The 24,420-nt window shown below is 60.0% G+C and carries 14 protein-coding genes, 2 tRNA genes and 3 rRNA genes; 10 read left to right on the top strand and 9 right to left on the bottom strand.

Going from position 1 to position 24,420, the window contains the following annotated elements; all coding sequences use genetic code 11:
• Positions 1-82: 82 nt before the first annotated feature.
• Positions 83-4,894: an NAD-glutamate dehydrogenase gene (locus BI347_RS16975; RefSeq protein WP_071116543.1), complete on the bottom strand. Its 4,812-nt coding sequence runs from the start codon at positions 4,892-4,894 to the stop codon at positions 83-85.
• Between the two features lie 477 nt (positions 4,895-5,371).
• On the opposite strand from BI347_RS16975, the gene BI347_RS16970 reads away from it, so the two are divergent.
• The 4 genes from BI347_RS16970 to BI347_RS16955 all read left to right on the top strand — a co-directional run bounded on the left by BI347_RS16970 (position 5,372) and on the right by BI347_RS16955 (position 8,770).
• Positions 5,372-6,136, top strand: a complete 765-nt coding sequence (locus tag BI347_RS16970) for an ABC transporter substrate-binding protein (RefSeq protein WP_071116542.1) — start codon at positions 5,372-5,374, stop codon at positions 6,134-6,136.
• A 77-nt stretch (positions 6,137-6,213) separates the two neighbouring features.
• The gene (locus tag BI347_RS16965) at positions 6,214-6,903 is read left to right on the top strand and encodes an ABC transporter permease (protein WP_071113988.1); all 690 of its coding nucleotides are present in this window, start codon (positions 6,214-6,216) and stop codon (positions 6,901-6,903) included.
• Positions 6,900-7,631 (top strand): ABC transporter permease, encoded by a 732-nt coding sequence (locus BI347_RS16960; protein WP_071113989.1) that lies wholly within the window; start codon positions 6,900-6,902, stop codon positions 7,629-7,631. Before BI347_RS16965 ends, BI347_RS16960 begins: the two co-directional genes overlap by 4 nt.
• A 140-nt stretch (positions 7,632-7,771) precedes the next feature.
• Complete coding sequence (locus BI347_RS16955; protein WP_071113990.1) at positions 7,772-8,770, top strand: GlxA family transcriptional regulator; 999 nt, start codon at positions 7,772-7,774, stop codon at positions 8,768-8,770.
• Positions 8,771-8,812: 42 nt separating this feature from the next.
• Here the strand turns inward: BI347_RS16955 and BI347_RS16950 are convergent, their stop codons facing one another.
• The 8 genes from BI347_RS16950 to ilvA all read right to left on the bottom strand — a co-directional run bounded on the left by BI347_RS16950 (position 8,813) and on the right by ilvA (position 19,269).
• On the bottom strand, positions 8,813-11,011 hold the full coding sequence (locus BI347_RS16950; protein WP_239690937.1) for an ATP-binding protein: 2,199 nt from the start codon (positions 11,009-11,011) through the stop codon (positions 8,813-8,815).
• A 421-nt stretch (positions 11,012-11,432) separates the two neighbouring features.
• Positions 11,433-11,547: ribosomal RNA gene (gene rrf / locus BI347_RS16945) — 5S ribosomal RNA — on the bottom strand.
• A 130-nt stretch (positions 11,548-11,677) separates the two neighbouring features.
• Positions 11,678-14,573 (bottom strand): 23S ribosomal RNA (locus tag BI347_RS16940).
• A 256-nt stretch (positions 14,574-14,829) separates the two neighbouring features.
• Positions 14,830-14,905, bottom strand: a tRNA-Ala gene (locus BI347_RS16935).
• A 3-nt stretch (positions 14,906-14,908) separates the two neighbouring features.
• Positions 14,909-14,985: transfer RNA gene (locus BI347_RS16930), tRNA-Ile, on the bottom strand.
• Positions 14,986-15,075: 90 nt separating this feature from the next.
• Positions 15,076-16,611 (bottom strand): 16S ribosomal RNA (locus tag BI347_RS16925).
• The 16S, 23S and 5S rRNA genes sit together here with 2 tRNA genes alongside, the layout of an rRNA operon.
• A 438-nt stretch (positions 16,612-17,049) precedes the next feature.
• Positions 17,050-17,697 carry an HAD family hydrolase gene (locus BI347_RS16920; protein WP_071116541.1) on the bottom strand — a complete coding sequence of 216 codons (648 nt, stop codon included), beginning with the start codon at positions 17,695-17,697 and terminating at the stop codon, positions 17,050-17,052.
• Positions 17,698-17,739: 42 nt separating this feature from the next.
• A complete protein-coding gene (gene ilvA / locus BI347_RS16915) occupies positions 17,740-19,269 on the bottom strand; it encodes a threonine ammonia-lyase, biosynthetic (protein WP_071113993.1) in 1,530 nt (509 codons plus the stop codon).
• 199 nt (positions 19,270-19,468) lie between these two features.
• On the opposite strand from ilvA, the gene BI347_RS16910 reads away from it, so the two are divergent.
• The 6 genes from BI347_RS16910 (at position 19,469) to BI347_RS16885 (ending at position 24,372) form a co-directional block, all read left to right on the top strand.
• Entirely contained in the window at positions 19,469-20,614 is a 1,146-nt protein-coding gene (locus BI347_RS16910; protein ID WP_071116540.1) for a D-alanyl-D-alanine carboxypeptidase family protein, read from the top strand.
• Positions 20,615-20,689: 75 nt separating this feature from the next.
• A complete protein-coding gene (locus BI347_RS16905) occupies positions 20,690-20,959 on the top strand; it encodes a YbeD family protein (protein WP_071113995.1) in 270 nt (89 codons plus the stop codon).
• A 13-nt stretch (positions 20,960-20,972) separates the two neighbouring features.
• A complete protein-coding gene (gene lipB, locus BI347_RS16900; protein WP_071113996.1) occupies positions 20,973-21,596 on the top strand; it encodes a lipoyl(octanoyl) transferase LipB in 624 nt (207 codons plus the stop codon).
• The gene (gene lipA, locus BI347_RS16895; protein ID WP_071116539.1) at positions 21,593-22,540 is read left to right on the top strand and encodes a lipoyl synthase; all 948 of its coding nucleotides are present in this window, start codon (positions 21,593-21,595) and stop codon (positions 22,538-22,540) included. The genes lipB and lipA overlap by 4 nt, the downstream gene beginning before the upstream one ends.
• A gap of 849 nt (positions 22,541-23,389) precedes the next feature.
• Positions 23,390-23,767, top strand: coding sequence for a hypothetical protein (locus BI347_RS16890; protein ID WP_071113998.1), 378 nt, complete (start codon positions 23,390-23,392; stop codon positions 23,765-23,767).
• 260 nt (positions 23,768-24,027) lie between these two features.
• Positions 24,028-24,372 carry a hypothetical protein gene (locus tag BI347_RS16885; RefSeq protein ID WP_071113999.1) on the top strand — a complete coding sequence of 115 codons (345 nt, stop codon included), beginning with the start codon at positions 24,028-24,030 and terminating at the stop codon, positions 24,370-24,372.
• Positions 24,373-24,420 lie beyond the last annotated feature (48 nt).

Raw genomic sequence — 24,420 nt, 5'->3', positions numbered from 1 at the left:
TAGCCGCAATAAAAAACGCCACGAGCAAGCTCGTGGCGTTTTGTCATCCCGACACCGCAGCCGGGACATCACCGCTGCAAGATCATGCCAGCAGATGGTTGTTCAACTCGCGCATGCCGGCGGACAGCATCGCCAGATCCAGCGCGCTGAACGACTGCAGCTCGGCGAACATCTGGCCGCACACTTCCACCGCGGCATGGCGCGTTTCGAGCCATTTCACGGCGAAGGCTTCGGTTGCCTCACCGTCCAGCAGCGCCTGGCGAGCCAGGTTGCAATGCACGCGGTACAGGTCGTCGCGCAGCGCCGAGCGCGCCAGCGACTGCCAGCGGTTGTCGCGCGGCAGGCTGGTGATGGCGTCGCGCAGCCAGTCCAGCTGCAAGGCGCTGCCCAGCTGGAAATAGTTGGCGGCAATCTGCTCCAGCGTCAGCTTGCTGCCTTCGCTGATTTCGATGATGTCCATCAGCGGCACCGCGAACTCCAGGCGCGCCAGCACCTGAGTCAGCGCCTGCGGCAGATTGGCGTGGGCGATGCGCTGCTCCAGCGCGGCCACCGCCGGGTAGCTTGCCGACGGCACCAGCTTGGGCAACTGCGCCAGCAGGCCTTGCACCTTGGCGGCGTACTGCTCGATCACCGCGTTGACCGAACCGAACGGACGCTTGTTGCGCAGCACCCAGCGGGTGACGCGCTCCACCAGCGTGCGCACCAGCACCATCAGCTGCATCTGCTGGTCGGCCGGCACCTTGTTGTCCAGCGCCTCGATCTGGCCCCACAGGCTTTCCGCGTTGAACACGCGGCTGGCGATCCACCATGCGCGGGAGATATCGGCCGCGGAGAACGGCGACTCTTCCTGCATGCGGAACACGAACGTCGTGCCCATGCGGTTGATGATCTGGTTGGCCAGCTGGTTGGAGATGATCTCGCGGCGCAGCTGGTGCTGTTCCATCTGCTTGCCGAAGCGCTGTTGCAGCGGTTTCGGGAAGTAGTTGACCAGCACCGGCAGGAAGTCCCTGTCGTCCGGCAGGTCGGTGGCCAGGATGGCCTGGTCCAGCGAGATCTTGCTATAGGCCAGCAGCACCGCGATTTCCGGCACGGTCAGACCCTGGCGCGCCAGGCGGCGCTCGTTGATCTGGGTTTCCGACGGCAGGTATTCGATCTCGCGGTTCAGCTCGCCGGTCTTTTCCATGTGGGCGATCATGCGCGCATGGGTGGTTAGCATCGCCGGCGCCTCCTGGCGCTTGATCGCCAGAATTTGCGTCTGCAGCACGTTGTTGCGCAGCACCAGATGGCCCACTTCGTCGGTCATCTCGGCCAAGAGCTCGTTGCGCTGCTTCAGCGTCATGTCGCCGGCCTGCATCACCGCGCCCAGCAGAATCTTGATGTTGACCTCGTGGTCGGAGCAATCCACGCCTGCCGAGTTGTCGATGGCGTCGGTGGCGATGCGGCCGCCGGCCAGCGCGAACTCGACGCGGCCCAGCTGGGTGCAGGTCAGGTTGCCGCCTTCGGCCACCACCCGCGCCTGCAGCTGGTTGCCGTTGACGCGCACCGGATCGCAGGCGCGGTCGCGGGCGTCGGCGTGGCTCTGCGTCGACGCCTTGACGTAGGTGCCGATGCCGCCGTTGTACAAGAGGTCGATCTTGGCCTTGAGGATTTCATGGATCAGCTCGTTCGGCGCCATGTGGTCCTTGTCGGTCTCCAGCCACGCCTTCACTTCCGGCGACAACGGGATGGACTTGGCCGAGCGCTCGAAGATGCCGCCGCCCTTGGAAATCAGCTCGCGGTTGTAGTCGGTCCAGCTGGAGCGCGGCAGGTTGAACAGGCGCGCGCGCTCGGCGAAGCTCTTCTTCGCGTCCGGGGTCGGATCGAGGAAGATGTGCAGGTGGTTGAACGCCGCCTTCAGGCAGATGTGCTCGGACAGCAGCATGCCGTTGCCGAACACGTCGCCGGCCATGTCGCCGATGCCGATCACGCTGAAATCCTGCTCCTGGGTGTTGATGCCCAGATGGCGGAAGTGGCGCTTCACCGACTCCCAGGCGCCGCGGGCGGTGATGCCCATGCCCTTGTGGTCGTAGCCGGCAGAGCCGCCGGAGGCGAAAGCGTCGCCCAGCCAGAAGCCGTAGGATTCGGAAATGCCATTGGCGATGTCGGAGAAAGTCGCGGTGCCCTTGTCGGCGGCCACCACCAGGTACGGATCATCCGGGTCCAGGCGGCGCACGTCCTTGGGCGGAATGATCTGGCCTGCCACCAGGTTGTCCGTCACGTCCAGCAGGGCCGAGATGAAGATCTTGTAGCAGGCGATGCCTTCGGCCAGGAAGGCCTCGCGGTCGGACGGCGCCGGCAGCTGCTTGCCGACGAAGCCGCCCTTGGAGCCCATCGGCACGATCACCGAGTTCTTTACCATCTGGGCCTTCACCAGTCCCAGCACTTCGGTGCGGAAGTCTTCCATCCGGTCGGACCAGCGCAGGCCGCCGCGGGCCACCTTGGAGCCGCGCAGGTGCACGCCTTCGACGCGCGGGCTGTACACCCAGATCTCGAACATCGGCCGCGGCTGCGGCAGGAAGGCGATCTGGTTGCTTTCCAACTTGAACGAGATGTAGGACTTGAACTCGCCATCGGTGCCCTTCTGCCAGAAATTGGTGCGGCGGGTGGCCAGGATCACGGTCAGGAAGCCATTGAGGATGCGGTCCTCGTCCAGATTGGCCACGCCGTCCAGCATGCCGCGCACCGCTGCCAGCAGCAGCTCGGCCTTTTCGTCGTCATGCGCTTGCGGATCGAGGCGGGCGAAGAACAGCTCCACCAGGCTGCGGGTGATGGCCGGATAGTTGGCCACGCACTGCTCGAGGTAAGCCTGGCTGAAGGTCAGGCCGCCCTGGCGCAGATACTTGGCCAGCGCGCGCACCAGCGAGATTTCGCGCCAATCCAGGCCGGCCACCAACGCCAGGCGGTTGAAGCCGTCGTTTTCGCAACGCTTGGCGAACACTTGCGACAGCAGTTCCTGGAAGTCTTGTTGAACCTGGTCCCGGGCCATCTGCTCGCCGAAGCTGCCCACGTCCAGGCCGAAGTCGCTGATCCACACCTGGGTGCCGTCGGCGCGCTTGACGCAATACGGATGCTCGTCGCGCACCTTGACGCCCATGTTTTCCAGGATGGGCAGGCTGGCGGACAGGCCCATCGGCTCGCTTTCGCGGAACAGCTTGAGGTTGAACGCCGCGCCGCCGCGATGGAAGGGGCGGTACAGCTTCATCGCCAGCGGCTCGCCGGCGTTGATGCCTTCCAGATGCAGCACGTCCAGCACCGCGTTGCGCACCGCGAACTCTTCGCGGTAAGCCACCGGGAAGCCGTCCTTGTAGCGGTTGAACAGCGCGTTGCCGCGCTCTTCGCCGTGCGACTCCACCAGTTGCTGATGCAGCTCTTCCGACCAGCCGCGCACCAAGCGGGCGATTTCGGCCTCGATGTCGGCTTCGTGGAAGTCAGGCAGTTTGGGCGCGTTGGTGCGGATGATGTAGTGCACGCGGGCCAGGGTGCCGTCGCCGATCTGCACGCTGAATTCGGCGCTGCTGCCGTTGAAGGCGTTCATCAGCACTTTTTCTATTTTCAGGCGCACTTCGGTGCTGAAGCTGTCGCGCGGCACGTAGACCAGGCTGCTCACATAGCGGTGGTAACGGTCGCTGCGCACGAACAGGCGCACGCGCGGGCGCTCCTGCAGGCTGACGATGCCTTCAGAGATCGGCCCCAGCACCTCGGCCGGAATTTCAAACAACTCGTCGCGCGGGTAGCTTTCCAGCACGAAGCCCAGGGTCTTGGACTTGTAGCTGTCGTCGACAAAATCGCAGTTCTTGACTACGGTGGCTACCTTCTGGCGCAGGATGGGCACATCCTTCGGCGACATCTGGTAGGCGCTGGCGGTGTAGAGGCCCAGGAAGCGGCGCTCGCCCAGCACTTCGCCCTTGTCATTGAAGCGCTTGATGCCGACGAAGTCGACATAGGCCGGGCGATGGATGATGGAACGGGTCTGCGACTTGTTGAGGATGATCAGCTGCGGCAGATGCGCCAGTTCGCGCAACTCCTGCGGCAGCTGCTCGAAGCTGGCGGAGTATTCCTTGTCGCCCTGGTCCTGCAGGATGCCCAGGCCGGAATGCTTGACGATCTTCAAGCTGTCCTTGCCGTCGCGGCGGACCAGATCGTAGTCGCAATAGCCCATGAACAGGAAGTTGCGGGCCGCCATCCACTCCAGGAAGGCCACGGCTTCCTTGGCTTCCGCGGCGCGCTCGCCCTTGAGCTTGGCCAGGTCCTTGCCGATGTCGGCCAGCACTTCGCGCATTTTCGGCTCGTCGCTGACCACCAGGCGGATGTCGGCCATCACGCGCTTGAGTTCGGTTTCCAGCTGCTGCAGCAATGCCGCGTCGCTGATGCGGTCGATCTGGACATGGATCAGCGATTCCAGCGGCAGGCTGCGATCTTCGGTGCGCTTGATTGCCTGCAGCGCCCCGCTCTTGTCGCGGCCAACCGACAGCACCGGGTGCACCAACAGGTGCAAATTGAGGTTGTAGCGCGACAGCAGCATGGTGATCGAATCGATCAGGAACGGCATGTCGTCGTTGACCACTTCGATCACGGTGTGGGTGCTTTGCCAACCGTCACGCTCGAAATCGGGATTGTAGATGCGGCACTTGACCTGGCCGGCGCTGCGCTTGCCGGCAAACTCGTAATGCGCCATGGCTGCGCCGAACAGATCGAGCGAGGAGAACTGCCTGAGGTCGGCGTGTTCGGTCTCTTCGAAGTAGATCGGGAAGAAGGCGGCGAGTGTTTGGGTCTCCTTGGAAGAAAGCTTGCTCTCGGCTACAGCCTGAATATCTGCGATCAGGCTTGCCAGTTCGGTCTTGTTGGTAAGCGACATTTAGCTTCTCTTGTTGTGAGCAGGGAGGTTGTCGGGGCATTGTAGATAGCACTACCCGCCCGGGATTTCCTTAATGCGACATAGTCTTACATAAAACAGATTGACCCCATTCCAAACAGGGTACGCCACAAGCATAAGCCGGCCCGGAATCCACGCGATACCTTACAGCAAAGCGACGAGCAGTTACACAAAGACCATTGCAGAGGACATTGTAGACAATCCAACAAACCATGCGTAACTTGCTGTTTTTTATGATATTTCCATTTTCATATCAAAGTAAGGTAGAATGTGCGCACTTGCTTATGGGGATTGACCAATTCCGCCACTTGATGTTGCAGAAAGTGGCGTCCCTTGGCCGCCAATAAACACAAGACGGCCCGGATCGGAACAATAACGCTGCCTCCGGTGCGGGGTTTACAAGCCGGCAGCCGCGCGCGTCGCGCAGCCAGCCGAAAATAGAGAAGCAGAAGCAACATCATGAAAAAAGCACTGATCGCAAGCGCCAGCTTTGCCCTGGTTGCCTCCCTGTCCGCCCAGGCCGAAACCCTGCGCTTCGGCATCGACCTCAACTACCCGCCCTTCTCCAAGCAAGGCGCCGACGGCAAGCCGCAGGGCTTCGACATCGACATGGCCAATGCGCTGTGCAAGGAGATGAAGGTCACCTGCCAGATCGTGCCGCAGGACTGGGATGGCCTGATCCCGGCGCTCAACGCCAACAAGTTCGACGCCATCATCTCGTCGATGCAGATCACGCCGGAACGCCAGAAGGCGGTGGACTTCACCCACAAGTACTACAATATCGCCAGCCGCCTGGTAGCCAAGGAAGGCACCAAGGTAGACGCCGCCAGCTTCAAGGGCAAGAAGATCGGCGTGCTGCGCGCCTCCACCCAGGAAAAGTTCGCCAAGGACTTCTGGGGCAAGAACGGCGCCAGCGTCGTCTCCTACGCCAAGTCGCCTGAATCCTTCCTCGACCTGAAATCCGGCCGCGTCGACGCGGTGTTCGTCGACGGCGCCGTCGGCGAGGGCGAATTCCTCAAGACGCCGCAGGGCAAGGGCTACGCCTTTGTCGGCCCCAACTACTCCGAGGTCAAATACTTCGGCCTGGGCGCCGGCATCGCCGTCAAGAAAGGCAACAAGGCGCTGGCCGACCGCCTGAACAAGGCTATAGACCAAGTGCGCAAGGACGGCGGCTACAAGAAGGTTCAGGACAAGTACTTCAGCTTCGACGTATACGGCGGCTGATACCGGCACCCCATCTCGGGCAGGCGCTGTCATCCTGGCGCGCCTGCGCCTGCAATCCCCTCTTTCGAGATTGCTTCATGTTTCTGCAAGGCTACTTACCCAGCATCCTCGAAGGTGCGGTGCTCACCCTGAAACTGGCCGGCTCGGCACTGGCGGTTGCCATCGCGCTCGGTCTGGTAGGCGCGCTGTTCAAATCCGCCCAGTCGCGGCTGCTGACGCTGCTGGCCGAGGTCTACTCCACCGTGGTGCGCGGCATTCCCGACCTGGTATGGATGTTCTTGTTGTTCTTCGGCGCGCAGATGCTGCTCAACGACGTCTGCGGCTATCTGGGCTGGCGAAGCCCCGACATCGACCCTTTCGTCGCCGGCGTGCTGACGCTGGGCTTCATCTTCGGCGCCTACATGACCGAAACCTTCCGCGGCGCGATGATGGCGGTGAACAAGGGGCAGATGGAGGCCGGACTGGCATACGGCATGAGTCCGCTGCGGGTATTCTTCCGCATCACCCTGCCGCAGATGGTGCGCTTCGCGCTGCCCAGCTTCTCCAACAACTGGCTGGTGCTGGTCAAGTCCACCGCACTGGTCTCCGTCATCGGCCTCAATGACGTGATGTACCGCGCCGACGCCGCCAAATCGGCCACCCAGCAACCCTTCGACGTCTACATCATCGTCGGCCTGCTGTTCCTGATCGTCACCGGCCTCTCCAATCTGCTGCTGGCCTGGATGGAAAGGCGCTATTCGATGGGCACCAAGGAGAGCGGTCTATGATCGACCCGAAGCTTATTATCGAACGGCTCCCGGAGTTCTTCGGAGCCCATGACGGCGGCCCGATGCTGGCCAGCAGCGACGGCCTGATCCTCACCCTGCAGCTGTTGAGCGTGTCGCTGCTGCTGGGGCTGGCGCTGGCTATCCCTCTCGCCATCGCGCGCGTGGCGCAAAACCGCCTGTTGTCCGGCGGCGTCTGGTTGTTCGGCTACGTCTTCCGCGGCACGCCGCTACTGGTGCAGCTGTTCATCATCTACTACGGCCTGGCGCAATTCGACTGGGTGCGCGACAGCTGGGCCTGGCAGTATCTGCAGAACGCTTATGTCTGCGCCATCCTGGCCTTCACGCTAAACACCGCCGCCTACACCACCGAGATCATCGCAGGCCAGCTACGCAATACCCACTGGGGAGAGATAGAAGCCGCCCGCGCCATGGGCATGAGCCAGTGGCTGATGCTGCGCCGCATCGTGCTGCCGTCCGCGCTGCGCCGCGCGCTGCCGGCCTACAGCAACGAGGTGATCATGATGCTGCAGAGCACCGCCATCGCCGGCCTGGTGACGCTGGCCGACCTCACCGGCGTGGCGCGCCGCATCTACAGCGAAAGCTACATGCCGTTCGAGCCTTTTCTCACCGCGGCTGTCATCTACCTGGGTCTGACCTTCGCCTTGGTCTGGCTGATGAAGCGGGCCGAGCGGCGTTACCTGGCTTTCCTCGCTCCCAGAAAGCAATAAGGCAGTAAACGATAGCGACCGGCAGCAATTCTTCTGCCTGCCAACGGAAATAAATCGTACAATGCACGGCAAGATACGCCGCCATGCCAGGTCTCCCGGCATGGCGGTCTTTTTGCCACCCGAGTACAGACAATCACACCATGGGTCACCCGCCCCAAACCGGCAAAGCCCTGCGCTTTGGCTTCCTGCTTCTGCCCCACGCCTCGATGGCCGACTTCGCCGCCGCGTCCGAGGTGCTCGCCCACGCCAATCTGCTGGCCGAGAAACGCCTGTACGAAACCCTGCTGCTGTCGCTGGACGGCAGCCAGGTGCAGCTATCCAACGGCGTCAAGCTGGCGGTGGACCTGCCCTTGTCCTACGCCCCCAAGCTGGACTACCTGCTGATCCTGGCCGACGAGATAGGCAACGAGTTTGCGCTCGAAGAGCTGAGCAAGGGCATCTCGGCCTGCAACACCGACAAGCTCACGCTGGGCGGCCTGGGTTGCGGCAGCTACTGGCTGGCCCGCGCCGGCCTGCTGGCAGGGCAGCGCGCCACCATACACTGGCGCGAAATCTCGCGGCTGACCGAAGAATTTCCCGATGTGATCGTCACGTCCAATTTGTACGAAAGCGAAGGCCGCTACCTGAGCTGCGCAGGCGGCGCCGCCACTTTCGACTTCATGCTGGATCTGGTTGGCAAACAGCAAGGCCACGAATTCATCGCCCAGCTATCCGAACTGTTCAGCATGGAGCGGATACGCCCCGGCAACGAAAGACAGCGCATCCCGCTGGCCACCCGCATCGGCGGCAGCCAGCCCAAGCTGACCGAGGCGGTCAGCCTGATGGAAGCCAATATCGAGGAACCGCTGTCGACCGACGACATCGCCTATTATGTAGGCGTCTCCCGACGCCAATTGGAAAGGCTGTTCAAGCAATACCTGGGCACGGTGCCATCAAAATACTATCTGGAGTTGCGCTTGAGCCGGGCGCGGCAACTGCTGCAGCAAACCAGCAAGTCCATCGTGCAGATCGGCCTGGCCTGCGGCTTTTCCAGCGGCCCGCACTTCTCCAGCACCTACCGCAACCACTTCAACATCACCCCGCGCGAAGAGCGCGCGCAACGGACCCAGACCAGCGCGCTGCAACGCCAGCCGGTCTAGCCAGCCCGCCATCGGCAAGGCGCACCGCCTTGCCGGGATCCGCTAAGTCAGTTGGCGCTCGGCCTGCAGTGCCAGCGGCAGCTCGATGTGGAAGCAGGCGCCGCTGGCTGGAATGTTCTCCGCCGAAATCAACCCGCCGTACTGCTCGACGATGGTTTGGCAGATCGACAGTCCCAGGCCCATTCCATGAGGCTTGGTGGAGAAGAAGGGATGGAACAGCACTTCCAGTAGATCCGGCGTGATGCCGCGGCCGGTATCGCGCACCTCCAGTATTCCTTTTTTGCCCTCGCGCCGGGTATGCACGATCACATGCCGCTTCATCGCCGGCTCGTCCTTCAACGCATCCATCGCATTGGACAACAGATTCAGCACCACCTGCTCCAGCTGGATGCTGTCGGCCATCACCGGAATCGAATAGCCGGACAACAACTGCACCACTTCGATGCCGCGCTCGCGCAGATCGTACTCCACTAGGAACATGCAATTGCCCACCACCTGGTTCACGTCGATCAGCCGAGTCTCGATCGCCCGCTTGCTGACCAATGCCCGCAGCCGCTTGATGATTTCCCCCGCCCTGCCCGCCTGGGCCACAGCCAGCTTGAGCGCTGAATTCACTTGCGGAGGCACGTCTTCAACGCCGTCCAGCAACTGCATCGCCGCCTGGCAATAGTTTGAAATCGCGGTCAGCGGCTGATTCAGCTCATGCGCGATGCCGGACGCCATCTCGCCCATGGTATGCAGGCGCGCCACATGAGACAGCTTTTCCAGATGCTCCTTCACACGGGTTTCACTGGCTTCGAGCGCCTCCGCCGTGCGCTGGCGCAACGGCCCCATGTCGCGCAAGGCGCACACCACGCCTATCAATACGCCATCGCGCGACAACAAGGGTGCCACCCCGCCCTCGACAAAATGCACTTTGCCGCGCGCGGTGGTCAACTGCATGCGTTCCGGCAATTCCACCGACAGGCCGGTGCGGAAGCACTCACTGATCGGGTCCTCGGCAAACTCCGACGCCAGTTCCCCCAGCAGACGGAACACCTCGTGGCAGGGTTGCCCCAACACTTCCTCGCTCGGCATTTCCACCAGCTGCAAGGCCATGGGATTCGCCATTTCTATGCAGCGGTCCTGCCGCAAGATCAACACGCCGTCATGAATGGCGCTGAGCGTTACCGATGCCCGCTCGCTCTGCAAAAACAGCTCTTCGTCAGCCTGGCTGCGCTCGCGCCGCAGAGCCATGCGCTGCTTATAGATCAGGCCGCCGGCCGCCAGCAACAAGGTGATGAACAGCTCTCTCAGCAAGAGCGGCAGCAGGGCCAGATCATTCAGGCGCACATCCTGCGCCACACCCAACACGAAGGGCTGAGCTTCGCTGTTCAAAGGCAGGCGCAATTCCAGCCGCGTCACCACCGGCCACCAATCGTGCTCGGCGAAGCGGTGCAAGCGCTCGTACAACGGTTCGCTGCCATCGCCCTCCTTCGGCAGCAGGGACAGATCCAGGCTGCCCGGCAGGCTTTGATCCACCGGCAGCTGCAACAGCTTGTCGCAAAACACCACCAGCGCGACCACTCCGGCCAGCTCCCGCTTAACGGACGTCCTTCTGGATTCGGCGGCCGATTGGCGAAACAGCGGTTGCATCAGCATGTAGGCGCGCCCGCCACCGTCATACAAATCAAACGGACGGGACGATACCTTTTGCCCGCTCAGCAGGACCTTGCGCAGCGCCGGGGCAAAATGGGGATCGCCTAGCACGTCGTAGCCGAACACCGGGCTGGCCGCAGGCAAATCCGGCTCTATCATCGACACCACCAGCGATTGCTGGCGCACCGGCGCCGGCTGCCAGCTACGCTTGCCCATCACGTCGAAATCGCGGATATAGAAGGTTTCGCCGAAACGGGTTTCCATCTCGCGCAGGAAGGACGCGCGATTTTCGGCAGTCACATTGCGGAAGAACTCTATAGCGTACAACTGCTGGTAGCGTGGCAGCATTTCCCGTGAAAATGCGCTCAATGCGGGAGCATCGAAAGGCTCCCTCGACAGCAGCAAGGCATCGATCGCCGACAGCACCGACTCGTTCTGGTCCAGCCTGCGCGCCACGCCGGCATAAGCCTGATGCGCAGCCAACTCAAAACCATCCTGCAGCCTGCGGTACTCCCCCATGCCCCACTGGCTCAGCACCAGAAGGGCGCAAATCAGCCAGATAGCACCAAACAGCAGCCACTCGCCACCTTTGAATTTACTCAAGACTCCCGCCTCAGGAATTTATCTGACATTTCAAATAATATGCATTGCATAAAACGTCTGCCGCGCATTTTTGCAAAAATCGCCCACGGTAGCAATGATTGCGGCATCAGCCTACCCGCAGCCGCCTCGCCGATGGTCGCCAAGCCCGAGCGCCGCCAGGTGACCCGGTTCGAGTACGGTACTCGCTCAGGCAAAGCCAACGGGAGGGCTTGCAAGCCGCCCTTTCGCATCCAGATAGAAACAGTGCAAACTGGCGAGAATCCTGACAGTCTTGGGGAGAAGCCGGCACGACGGGCGCGGGCGGGCGATCAGCCCCAAACGCAGAAACCCCATGGAATCGGTCCATGGGGTTTCAACAAATTCATCCGGCGCGCCAAACGCAAAAACCCCAGCTCATTGAGCTGGGGTTCCGCTATCGGGCGTCTGGCGGTGTCCTACTTTCACATGGCGAATGCCACACTATCATCGGCGCTAAGGCGTTTCACGGTCCTGTTCGGGATGGGAAGGCGTGGGACCACCTCGCTATGGCCACCAGACATAAACTGGTACAAACTCAAGAAGCCTGAACTCGTCTCTCAACGCGTTCTGAATATTTTTTCGGGTACTCAATTGTGTCGCACTCACACTCCATCTTCGTCACTCAGTTTCCCAAGCCACTCAAATGATAGGATCAAGCCTCACGAGCAATTAGTATCGGTTAGCTTCACGCCTCACAGCGCTTCCACACCCGACCTATCAACGTCCTGGTCTCGAACGACTCTTCAGGGAGGTCTAGCCTCCAGGGAAGTCTCATCTTCAGGCGAGTTTCCCGCTTAGATGCTTTCAGCGGTTATCTCTTCCGAACTTAGCTACCCGGCGATGCCACTGGCGTGACAACCGGTACACCAGAGGTTCGTCCACTCCGGTCCTCTCGTACTAGGAGCAGCCCCCGTCAAACTTCCAACGCCCACTGCAGATAGGGACCAAACTGTCTCACGACGTTTTGAACCCAGCTCACGTACCACTTTAAATGGCGAACAGCCATACCCTTGGGACCGGCTACAGCCCCAGGATGTGATGAGCCGACATCGAGGTGCCAAACACCGCCGTCGATGTGAACTCTTGGGCGGTATCAGCCTGTTATCCCCGGAGTACCTTTTATCCGTTGAGCGATGGCCCTTCCATACAGAACCACCGGATCACTATGTCCTGCTTTCGCACCTGCTCGACTTGTCGGTCTCGCAGTTAAGCTACCTTTTGCCATTGCACTATCAGCACGATTTCCGACCGTACCTAGGTAACCTTCGAACTCCTCCGTTACACTTTGGGAGGAGACCGCCCCAGTCAAACTGCCTACCATGCACTGTCCCCAATCCGGATCACGGACCAAGGTTAGAACCTCAAAGGGGTCAGGGTGGTATTTCAAGGTTGGCTCCACCTGAACTAGCGTCCAGGCTTCATAGCCTCCCACCTATCCTACACAAACCACTTCAAAGTCCAATGCAAAGCTACAGTAAAGGTTCACGGGGTCTTTCCGTCTAGCAGCGGGTAGATTGCATCTTCACAAACACTTCAACTTCGCTGAGTCTCAGGAGGAGACAGTGTGGCCATCGTTACGCCATTCGTGCGGGTCGGAACTTACCCGACAAGGAATTTCGCTACCTTAGGACCGTTATAGTTACGGCCGCCGTTTACCGGGGCTTCGATCAAGAGCTTGCACCCCATCACTTAACCTTCCGGCACCGGGCAGGCGTCACACCGTATACGTCCACTTTCGTGTTGGCACAGTGCTGTGTTTTTGTTAAACAGTCGCAGCCACCGATTCTCTGCGACCTGTCATAGCTTCAGACGCGAAGTCTTACACCACAACAGGCATACCTTCTCCCGAAGTTACGGTATCAATTTGCCGAGTTCCTTCTCCTGAGTTCTCTCAAGCGCCTTAGAATTCTCATCCTGCCCACCTGTGTCGGTTTGCGGTACGGTTCTTGTGTAGCTGAAGCTTAGTGGCTTTTCCTGGAAGCGTGGTATCAGTCACTTCAGGTCCGTAGACCCTCGTTATCACGTCTCGGTGTTAAAGAAGAGCGGATTTGCCTACTCTTCACACCTACCGGCTTGAACAGACTATTCCAACAGTCTGCTGACCTAACCTTCTCCGTCCCCACATCGCACTACACAAAAGTACGGGAATTTTAACCCGTTTCCCATCGACTACGCTTTTCAGCCTCGCCTTAGGGGCCGACTCACCCTACGCCGATGAACGTTGCGTAGGAAACCTTGGGCTTTCGGCGAGCGGGCTTTTCACCCGCTTTATCGCTACTCATGTCAGCATTCGCACTTCTGATATCTCCAGCATGCCTCTCGACACACCTTCACAGACCTACAGAACGCTCCCCTACCACGGACACATTTGACTGTGCCCATCCGCAGCTTCGGTTATCAGTTTGAGCCCCGTTACATCTTCCGCGCAGGACGACTCGACCAGTGAGCTATTACGCTTTCTTTAAATGATGGCTGCTTCTAAGCCAACATCCTGGCTGTCTATGCCTTCCCACTTCGTTTACCACTTAACTGATCATTTGGGACCTTAGCTGGCGGTCTGGGTTGTTTCCCTCTTGACAATGGACGTTAGCACCCACTGTCTGTCTCCCATGCTGGCACTTTCCGGTATTCAGAGTTTGCCATGGTTTGGTAAATCGCAATGACCCCCTAGCCATAACAGTGCTTTACCCCCGGAAGTGATACATGAGGCACTACCTAAATAGTTTTCGGGGAGAACCAGCTATCTCCGAGTTTGTTTAGCCTTTCACCCCTATCCACAGCTCATCCCCTAGTTTTGCAACACTAGTGGGTTCGGACCTCCAGTGCGTGTTACCGCACCTTCATCCTGGCCATGGATAGATCACTCGGTTTCGGGTCTACACCCAGCGACTGATTCGCCCTATTCGGACTCGGTTTCCCTACGCCTCCCCTATTCGGTTAAGCTTGCCACTGAATGTAAGTCGCTGACCCATTATACAAAAGGTACGCAGTCACGGAACAAGTCCGCTCCCACTGTTTGTATGCATCCGGTTTCAGGTTCTATTTCACTCCCCTCCCGGGGTTCTTTTCGCCTTTCCCTCACGGTACTGGTTCACTATCGGTCGATCACGAGTATTTAGCCTTGGAGGATGGTCCCCCCATCTTCAAACAGGATTTCGCGTGTCCCGCCCTACTTTTCGTATGCTTAGTACCAAGAATGCGTTTTCGTGTACGGGGCTATCACCCACTATGGCGGTCCTTTCCATGAACCTTCCACTAACGCAATCTCTATCACATACAGGCTGTTCCGCGTTCGCTCGCCACTACTTACGGAATCTCGGTTGATTTCTTTTCCTTCAGCTACTTAGATGTTTCAGTTCGCTGAGTTCGCTTCCTCGTGCCTATGTATTCAGCACGGGATGACCCCTAAGGGCCGGGTTTCCCCATTCGGATATCGTGGGATCAAAGCTCTATTGCCAGCTCCCCCACGCTTTTCGCAGGCTTACACGTCCTTCATCGCCTGTGATCGCCAAGGCATCCACCAGATGCACTTAGTCGCTTGACCCTATCATTTCAGTAACCTACGTCACTTCATGACAGAGCGTGTTTGTGCGACGACTGCACCGCCCCTTTTGATATGGCGACGCAGCCTTAGATACAATCAAATACCCAAGATGACGATTTGTCCGCGTACAGAATTAACTCTACGCTTTCATTTCGCCGTCTTATATATTCGGCTTCTTCAGTTTGTTAAAGATCGGGCGTTAAAATTACAACGCAAACAGAACCAAACTCTTCCGAGTTCGCTTGTGTTTGAGTTGTGGTGGAGGATGACGGGATCGAACCGACGACCCCCTGCTTGCAAAGCAGGTGCTCTCCCAACTGAGCTAATCCCCCAACTGGTGGGTCTGGTAGGACTCGAACCTACGACCCCTGCGTTATCAACACAGTGCTCTAACCAGCTGAGCTACAAACCCAGTAAACTTCTACGCCAGCCCCACAAGGAGCTGGCTGCCCTTAACAGAATAACCGATAGGCTGTAAGTACTTGACGATCGCCTTCTCTAGAAAGGAGGTGATCCAGCCGCAGGTTCCCCTACGGCTACCTTGTTACGACTTCACCCCAGTCATGAATCCCACCGTGGTAAGCGGCCTCCTTACGGTTAGCCTACCCACTTCTGGTGAAACTCACTCCCATGGTGTGACGGGCGGTGTGTACAAGACCCGGGAACGTATTCACCGCAGCATGCTGATCTGCGATTACTAGCGATTCCGACTTCACGCACTCGAGTTGCAGAGTGCGATCCGGACTACGATCGGTTTTATGAGATTGGCACCACCTCGCGGCTTAGCGACCCTCTGTACCGACCATTGTATGACGTGTGAAGCCCTGCTCATAAGGGCCATGAGGACTTGACGTCATCCCCACCTTCCTCCGGTTTGTCACCGGCAGTCTCATTAGAGTGCCCAACTTAATGATGGCAACTAATGACAAGGGTTGCGCTCGTTGCGGGACTTAACCCAACATCTCACGACACGAGCTGACGACAGCCATGCAGCACCTGTGTTACGGCTCCCTTTCGGGCACCAAGCCATCTCTGGCAAGTTCCGTACATGTCAAGAGCAGGTAAGGTTTTTCGCGTTGCATCGAATTAATCCACATCATCCACCGCTTGTGCGGGTCCCCGTCAATTCCTTTGAGTTTTAACCTTGCGGCCGTACTCCCCAGGCGGTCAATTTCACGCGTTAGCTACGCTACCAAGGATTCAAACCCCCAACAGCTAATTGACATCGTTTAGGGCGTGGACTACCAGGGTATCTAATCCTGTTTGCTCCCCACGCTTTCGTGCATGAGCGTCAGTGTCATCCCAGGGGGCTGCCTTCGCCATCGGTATTCCTCCGCATCTCTACGCATTTCACTGCTACACGCGGAATTCTACCCCCCTCTGACGCACTCTAGTCTTGCAGTCTCCAATGCCGTTCCCAGGTTGAGCCCGGGGCTTTCACATCAGACTTGCAAAACCGCCTGCGCACGCTTTACGCCCAGTAATTCCGATTAACGCTTGCACCCTACGTATTACCGCGGCTGCTGGCACGTAGTTAGCCGGTGCTTATTCTTCCGGTACTGTCATCCCCGCCAGGTATTAACCAGCGGGATTTCCTCCCGAACAAAAGTCCTTTACAACCCGAAGGCCTTCTTCAGACACGCGGCATGGCTGGATCAGGCTTGCGCCCATTGTCCAAAATTCCCCACTGCTGCCTCCCGTAGGAGTCTGGGCCGTGTCTCAGTCCCAGTGTGGCGGATCATCCTCTCAGACCCGCTACTGATCGTCGCCTTGGTGAGCTCTTACCTCACCAACTAGCTAATCAGACATCGGCTGCTCGTATAACGTGAGGCCTTACGGTCCCCCACTTTCCCCCTCAGGGCGTATGCGGTATTAATCCGGCTTTCGCCGAGCTATCCCCCATTACACGGTACATTCCGATGCGTTACTCACCCGTTCGCCACTCGTCAGCGGAGCAAGCTCCCTGTTACCGTTCGACTTGCATGTGTAAAGCATGCCGCCAGCGTTCAATCTGAGCCAGGATCAAACTCTTCAGTTCAATCTCATAGCAAATTTTCTGGCACGCAAGTTCAAAGAAATAAAACAAGTATTTCTTATCTCTTGCAGTGCAAGTTTTTGGCTTTCGCCAAGCACTTACACCTATCGGTTATTCGTTCTGTTAAAGAGCAGTGCCGGCCGCTTCGAACACCGCCGGAACCTGTTTCGTTCGGCTTGTTTCGTTCGCTGCGTCAGCTGAGGAGGCGAACTATACCGCCGCGCCCTATCCTCGTCAACACCTTTTCGCAAAAAAGCGAGCAACGGCGGGCCGACCAGCCGCCAAGACCACGCAAGCAACTGATGAAAAAGAAGATATGAAGACGGGGTGTTTTACAACCCGGCCACAACAACCCCGCGCCGGTGCAAAACCTTGCCGCCCGCGCCATGAAAAACAGGCCGGCGTTGCCGCCGGCCCGTCGGCTCTCCCCCAGGGCTATGCCTATATATGGTCAAGCAGTTGCAGGGGGTAGTCGATATCGGCATCCGCCCCCCACTCGTCCGGGCGATCCTCGTCCGAGATGTAACCCCAGTTGGCCAGCACTGTCTTCATGCCCACGCGGCGGCCAGCCATGATGTCACGCTCGGCATCGCCAACATATATGCAATGTTCCGGCGCGATGCCGATCTGCTGCGCGGCGTGCAACATCGGCCTCGGGTCAGGCTTGGCCACACCCACGGTATCGCCGCTGACCGTCACTGCCGGCGCGCTGGAAAATGGCAAAGCCGGCACCAACCGGTCGGTGAAGCGCATCGGCTTGTTGGTGATGATGCCCCACACCAGCCCACGACCATCCAAAGCATCGATCAGCGTATTGACGCCTTCGAACAAGCAGGTCTCGTCGGCGAAGCTGGCTTCGTAATGATCGAGAAAACGCAACCTGAGCGCCTCCAGCCTGTCCGCGCCGATATCCTTGCCGAAGCCCAGCCTCACCAGTCCGCGCGCGCCATGGCTGGCCAGTGGACGGATCGCCTCGTACGGCTGCGGCGGCAAGCCCTCCTCCGCCAGCAGGCGGTTGAGCGCAGCCCCCAGGTCGCGGGCGGTGTCCGCCAGCGTGCCGTCCAGATCGAATAACACTGCCTTGATCATGATCTCAACTTCAAACGTTATATATAGTTCGCCATTCCACCATCAACGGATGGTCTTGCCAAGAAACAAACGGTAAGCCGGGTTGCCGGTCTCTTCCACACACGGATAACCCAGAACATCCAAGAACCGCTGGAAGGGCTGGGCGTCGCCGGACGGCACCTGGATGCCGACCAGCACCCGGCCGTAATCGGCGCCGTGGTTGCGGTAATGAAACAAGCTGATGTTCCAGTCGGTGCGCATGGACTCCAGGAAGCGCATCAAGGCGCCCGGCCGGTCCGGAAACTCGAAGCGCAGCACCCGCTCGTCCTTCAGTTGCGGCGCATGGCCGCCCACCAGATGGCGGATATGCAGTTTGGCCAGCTCGTTGTCAGTGAGATCCATGCCGTCCAACTCCGCCGCGCGCAGGTCCTGCAACAAGCGCTCCACATCTTCGCGGCCGCTGATCTGCACGCCGACGAACACATGGGCGACGCTGGGGTCGGCGAAGCGGTAGTTGAACTCGGTGATGTTGCGGCCGCCTATCACCGAACAGAAGCGCTTGAAGCTGCCCGGCTTCTCCGGAATGGTGACGGCGATGATGGCCTCACGCCGCTCGCCCAGCTCGGAACGCTCCGACACATGGCGCAGGCGGTCGAAATTCATGTTGGCGCCGCAGGAGATCGCCACCAGCGTCTGCTCGCGGCAGCCTTCGCGCTCTATATAGGCTTTGGCGCCGGCCACCGCCAGGGCCCCCGCCGGCTCGACGATGGAACGTGTGTCCTCGAAGATGTCCTTGATCGCCGCGCAGATGGCATCGGAATCCACCAGGATGATCTCGTCCAGCAGCTCGCGGCAGATGCGGAATGTTTCCTCACCCACCAGCTTCACCGCCACGCCGTCGGCGAACAGGCCCACGTCCTTCAACTCCACCCGCTCGCCTTTTTCGATGGACTGGCGCATGGCGTCGGAATCCACCGGCTGCACGCCGATGATCTTGATCTCCGGCTTCAGGCGCTTGATGAAGCTGGCCACCCCGGCCGCCAGGCCGCCGCCGCCGATGGCGACAAACACCGCATCCAGCCCGTCCGGGTGCTGGCGCAGGATTTCCATCCCCACCGTTCCCTGACCGGCGATCACATCCGGATCGTCGAAGGGCGGGATATAGGTCCTGCCGCTTTGCTCGGCCAGCTGCACCGCGTGCAGGTACGCCTCATTGAAGGAGTCGCCGAACAGCACCACCTGGCTGCCGCGCTGCTTCACCGCGTCGATCTTGATCTGCGGCGTGGTCACCGGCATCACGATCACCGCCTCGCAGCCCAGCTTGCTGGCGGACAGGGCGACGCCCTGCGCATGATTGCCGGCGCTGGCGGTAATCACCCCCCTCGCCCGCTGCTCGGCGCTCAGCTTGGCCATCTTGTTGTAAGCGCCGCGCAGCTTGAAGGAAAACACCGGCTGCAGGTCTTCGCGCTTGAGCAGGATATTGTTGCCGTAACGGCGCGACAGGTTCGGCGCCCGCTCCAGCGGCGTCTCCACCGCCACATCGTAAACCCGTGACGTCAGGATGCGTTCCAGATAGTCTTGCTTGCCGCTCATAGTGATGCCTTCGTCCCTGTAATTTCTTGTATTTGAACTGTCAGAGTATCAGGAACTCCAAGCAAGCGGGAGGCCCGCCGCGCATCGGCCGTTGCATTGCAACATCCAGGCGGTCAGCGGGTTTTTCCGGTAACGGTGGTGGCCACAGCGTGTATAATCAGCGGCTACTGTTTGTGACCCCTAGCAAGTCCTCTCCAAAATGAAAAAACTCACCACTGCCCTGGTGGCCGCCGCCCTGGCGCTGCCGTCCCTTGGTTTTGCCAATACCGCATTCACCCCGCCCGCGCCGGAAATCGCCGGCAAGGCCTACTATCTGCTGGACTACAACAGCGCCCAGGTGCTGGCCGCGCGCGACCCGGACTCCCGCATCGAGCCGGCCTCGCTGACCAAGCTGATGACCGCCTACCTGACCTTCAAGGCGCTGAAGGAGAAACGCCTGAGCCTGGAGCAGACGCTGACCGTGTCGCAGCGAGGCTGGAAGACCGAAGGCTCGCGGATGTTCCTGGATCCGAAAGTCCCGGCCAAGGTGGACGACCTGATCAAGGGCATGATCGTGCAGTCCGGCAACGACGCCTGCGTGACGCTGGCCGAAGCCATCGCCGGCAGCGAAGACGTGTTCGCGCAGATGATGACCCAACAGGCGCAGAAGCTGGGCATGAAGAACACCCAGTTCAAGAACGCCACCGGCCTGCCGCACGCCGACCACTACACCACGGTGCACGACCTGGGCATCCTGGCCGCCGCGCTGATCCGCGACTACCCGGAGTTCTACCCGATCTACTCGATGAAGTCGTTCACCTACAACAACATCAAGCAGCCCAACCGCAACCTGCTGTTGTACCGCGACCCCAATGTGGACGGAATGAAGACCGGCTACACCGACAGCGCTGGTTACAATATGGTAACGTCGAGCCACCGCGACGGCCGCCGCGTGATTTCCGTGGTGGTCGGCACCGCCAGCCCGGAGGCGCGCGCGGTGGAAAGCTCCAAGCTGCTCAATTACGGCTTGCAGTTTTTCGATACGCCCAAACTTTATGCAGCGAACACCCGGGTGTCCGACGTATCCGTGTATAAAGGCAGCGACAAACTGGTGCCGGTAGGGTTCGGCAGCGATGTCTACTCCACCGTGGCCAAAGGCCAGGCGGCCAAGCTGAAAGCCGACCTCACCACCATGCAGCCCCTGATCGCCCCGATCAAGGCCGGCCAGGTGGTGGGCAAGCTGACGGTGTCGCTGGATGGCAAGCCGCTGCTGGAGCGTCCGGTGGTAGCATTGAAGGCGGTGGAGGAAGGCAACTTCTTCAGCCGCTTGTGGGACAGCCTCAAGCTGATGCTGGGCTGGAAATAAAGGCATTCGCAGCAAGGGCGGGCCCAGGCGTCGCCGCGGCTCGCCGGTTTCGCAATTGGCAAGAGTAGATCTGACATGTCTGATGAAAAACAGGAATTGATGGAGTTCCCCTGTCGCTTCCCGCTCAAGATCATGGGCGAGCGGCACGACGAATTCGTCGCCACCATCACCGAAGTGGTGCGCATCCACGCTCCCGACCTCGCCGAGGTGGACGTGGTGCTGCGCGAAAGCTCCGGCGGCCGCTTCTATGCGCTGACCATCACCGTCACCGCGACCTCGCGCCAGCAACTGGACAACATCTACCTGTCGCTGACCGGCCACCCTATGGTGAAGATGGTCCTCTGACCAGGGAGCTCAGGTGCAACGCATCATCAAACATTTGGGCTTGGTCGACTACGAGCCGACCTGGCGCGCCATGCAGGAACTCACCGACCAGCGCAACGCCGACACCCGGGATGAGCTGTGGGTGGTGGAACACCCGCCGGTATTCACCCAGGGCCTGGCCGGCAAGCCGGAACACCTGCTGCAGCAGAACGACGTGCCGGTGGTGAAGACCGACCGCGGCGGCCAGATCACCTACCACGGCCCCGGCCAGCTGGTGGTCTACCTGCTGGTGGACTTCAAGCGCATGCATGTCGGCGTGCGCGAGCTGGTGCGCAACATCGAACAGGCCATCATAGACATGCTGGCCGAGCAGGGCATCGCCGCCAATGGCGATGTCGACGCCCCCGGCGTGTACGTGGATGGCGCCAAGATCGCCTCGCTCGGCCTGCGCATCAAGAACGGCGCCACTTACCACGGCCTGAGCCTGAATGTTGACATGGACCTGGCCCCGTTTGGCTGGATCAACCCTTGCGGCTACGCCAACCTCAAGGTGACACAATTGAAGAATCTGGGCGTGAACCTCACGGTCGCCGAAGCCGCCGACAAGCTGCTGCCGCACCTGGAACGCCACCTGAGCACAAGCAAGGAGACAGCATGAAGCCGGATAACCAGGCCGGGGTGAAGCACAAGGGCGCAGCCAAGACCGCCCGCATCCCGATCAAGATCGTCCCGCTGGACGAAAAGCTGAGAAAACCGGAATGGATCCGCGCCAAGCTGCCAAACAGCCAGCGCTTCCATGAAATCAAGCAGATTCTGCGCGAGCAGAAGCTGCACACCGTCTGCGAGGAAGCATCCTGCCCCAATATCGGCGAATGCTTCAGCAAGGGCACCGCCACCTTCATGATCATGGGCGACATTTGCACCCGCCGCTGCCCGTTCTGCGACGTCGGCCACGGCCGCCCCAACCCGCTGGATGCGAACGAGCCCAAGCACCTGGCCGACAGCGTGGCCGCCATGCGCCTGAAGTACGTGGTGGTAACTTCGGTCGACCGCGACGACCTGCGCGACGGCGGAGCCCAGCACTTCGCCGACTGCATCAACGCGGTGCGCGAAGCCTCGCCCGGTACCCAGATCGAAACCCTGGTTCCAGACTTCCGCGGCCGCCTGGACATCGCCATCGACATCCTCAGCGGCACCGCGCCGGATGTGATGAACCACAACCTGGAAACCGTGCCGCGCCTCTACAAGCAGGCCCGCCCGGGCGCCGACTACGCGCACTCGCTGCAGCTGCTGAAAGACTACAAGGCCAAGAACCCTGACGTCCGCACCAAGTCCGGCCTGATGGTGGGCCTGGGCGAGACCGACGAGGAGATCCTGGAAGTGATGCGCGACCTGCGCGCGCACAATGTGGACATGCTGACCATCGGCCAGTACCTGCAACCATCCGACGGTCACCTGCCGGTGCTGCGCTACGTGCATCCGGACGTGTTCAAGATGTTCGAGGGAAAAGCCTATGAAATGGGCTTTGTCCACGCCGCGGTAGGCGCCATGGTGCGCTCCAGCTACCACGCCGACATACAGGCGCATGAGGCGGGCGTGTAAGCAACACGACGACAGGCCAGAACGGCATCCCCGCCAAGCGAGGATGCCGTTTTTACATCCAGAGCGCCCCCTGCCAATTGGCAGACAGAATCCGCGGCACCGTCATGCGCCCTAAAACCATAGGCGACACGAAACAGCCGCCCGCCCCCGCAAGATCGCTCGTCCATCGCATGCGAAATGGGATACTGGAAAACTCAATAATCAATCCCATTCTGCCAGCGGCCATTGGGTTTCGATCTGAGAATGGCATGTTTGCCACGATTTACACCTAGAAAACCAATAGAGTTTGATTTAATAGGCAGTTTCGCTTATAGTCGGATTGTTATTAATTTTGCAAAGGCAAACCGTGGACAACGACGGTTCCAGTCGATCTTCGATCGCAGTATCGCCTTGCAGGATTTAAGCAGACCGAACTCCTTCCATCTGCCATATCCTGCAAAGCCAGGATGTGGCGTCTGCACCAGCCCGGACCGGGCTGCGCACTAAACGCAATCCACACAGTTCCATCTTGATGCCGCCGTGCAGTAGCCGTGTTTTTGCATGCGCCGCGCGTCATTGTGGCAGACGGATTGCAACCACACCCCCAAGCATCAGACCGACTCAGTACCCGACCGAATTGTTTGCGCTAGCTGCGTACGCCAAAGGAGATTCCATGCCGGAAGAACCAGAACCGCGAACGTATGCGCTGCGTACCTGCGTGTCCGGCTGATTCCGCAATATGGCGGCAATAGCCGGTTCAGCAGCCGCGCCATACTCCGCCTATTCAATATCGGACCACATCCCCGCATACGGTTATTCAAACCGGAAAGGGATGGCTATTACCTGTTGCAATCAAATGGGGGATTCAATATGCAAGCCCTGAAACTGTTCCAGCTGCTGAAATTCTTTACCCGCAATAACAAGTCCGCACAAGCGGCCGACTTCCGCCTGAATATCGTTTGCGATAAAACCGTCATCACCACCCTGCGCAAACGACTGTTCTGGGAAATGCACGATCTGGGTCTGCGCGCCTCGCAAGTCACCATCGGCCCGGACAGCCATGAAAACCAGTGCAAGCTGTCGGTGGTGCTCAACTGCCCGCTGATGCGACGCCAGGAACTGGACGAGATGGCGCTGCGCCTGAGCCAGCTGCCGGAGATCCACCGCGTGCACTGGGGACGCCGCCTGCATAGCGCGCCGTCGCATCATCGCTCCCTGTTCAGCAGCCGCCCCCGCATCGCCGCCTGAACCCAACTTTGTCCATGCCGGCGGCAATGCGCCGCCGGCAGCCCATCGCGCAATATAAGGCCCAAGCCATGCCCGAAGAACCCGAACCGCTGACAGCAAGGCCTTCGCCACCGGCATCGCACTGACCCTCCCCTTCCCGTAAGCGTTGGACGGTGCCACCGCGGCGCCCTCCATCACGCCTTCCCTGGCCCCGGCACGCCATGGGAAAAGCCTGCCTGTCGCCATGTGAAACCACACGCGCCACCCCACCGGAGCTTACGATGCAAAACCCATTCGCCAACCCTCGCAATCCGCAACTCTATCAACTGTCCATCATCTGCCCGTCGATGTCGCTGGGCACTGCCCGGCGGGAAATCCGCACCCTGGCGCAAAAGCACGGCCTGCGCATCCAGCAGTGGCAGGAGCAACCGCAACCGGCGGCCCGCGAAAGCCGCAACACGCTGACGCCCTGGCTGATCTGCGCCGACTTCCGTTGCGGCTCGGAAGCCTGTATGCACTTCCTGCAAGGCATCGCCCAGCGGCTGGCCACCATGCCGCTGACCCGGGTCAAGCTGGATTGCCTGTCGCTGCCGCCAAGCGGCTTGCAACGCCCCGCCAGCGTCTAAGCTCAGCCGCCCAGCCGCGGCGCCATCATTGTCCACAGGAGAAGGCAT

This window comes from Chromobacterium sphagni (genome assembly GCF_001855575.1).
In the GTDB taxonomy this organism is placed as follows: Bacteria; Pseudomonadota; Gammaproteobacteria; order Burkholderiales; family Chromobacteriaceae; genus Chromobacterium; species Chromobacterium sphagni.
Note: the sequence above shows the minus strand (reverse complement) of the source record. Positions and strands in the feature narration are given on the sequence as shown.

Coding starts and splice junctions, on each gene's coding strand:
- BI347_RS16975 (WP_071116543.1), bottom strand. CDS start 4,894: ATGTCGCTTACCAACAAGACCGAACTGGCAAGCCTGATCGCAGATATT.
- BI347_RS16970 (WP_071116542.1), top strand. CDS start 5,372: ATGAAAAAAGCACTGATCGCAAGCGCCAGCTTTGCCCTGGTTGCCTCC.
- BI347_RS16965 (WP_071113988.1), top strand. CDS start 6,214: ATGTTTCTGCAAGGCTACTTACCCAGCATCCTCGAAGGTGCGGTGCTC.
- BI347_RS16960 (WP_071113989.1), top strand. CDS start 6,900: ATGATCGACCCGAAGCTTATTATCGAACGGCTCCCGGAGTTCTTCGGA.
- BI347_RS16955 (WP_071113990.1), top strand. CDS start 7,772: ATGGGTCACCCGCCCCAAACCGGCAAAGCCCTGCGCTTTGGCTTCCTG.
- BI347_RS16920 (WP_071116541.1), bottom strand. CDS start 17,697: ATGATCAAGGCAGTGTTATTCGATCTGGACGGCACGCTGGCGGACACC.
- ilvA (WP_071113993.1), bottom strand. CDS start 19,269: ATGAGCGGCAAGCAAGACTATCTGGAACGCATCCTGACGTCACGGGTT.
- BI347_RS16910 (WP_071116540.1), top strand. CDS start 19,469: ATGAAAAAACTCACCACTGCCCTGGTGGCCGCCGCCCTGGCGCTGCCG.
- BI347_RS16905 (WP_071113995.1), top strand. CDS start 20,690: ATGTCTGATGAAAAACAGGAATTGATGGAGTTCCCCTGTCGCTTCCCG.
- lipA (WP_071116539.1), top strand. CDS start 21,593: ATGAAGCCGGATAACCAGGCCGGGGTGAAGCACAAGGGCGCAGCCAAG.
- BI347_RS16890 (WP_071113998.1), top strand. CDS start 23,390: ATGCAAGCCCTGAAACTGTTCCAGCTGCTGAAATTCTTTACCCGCAAT.
- BI347_RS16885 (WP_071113999.1), top strand. CDS start 24,028: ATGCAAAACCCATTCGCCAACCCTCGCAATCCGCAACTCTATCAACTG.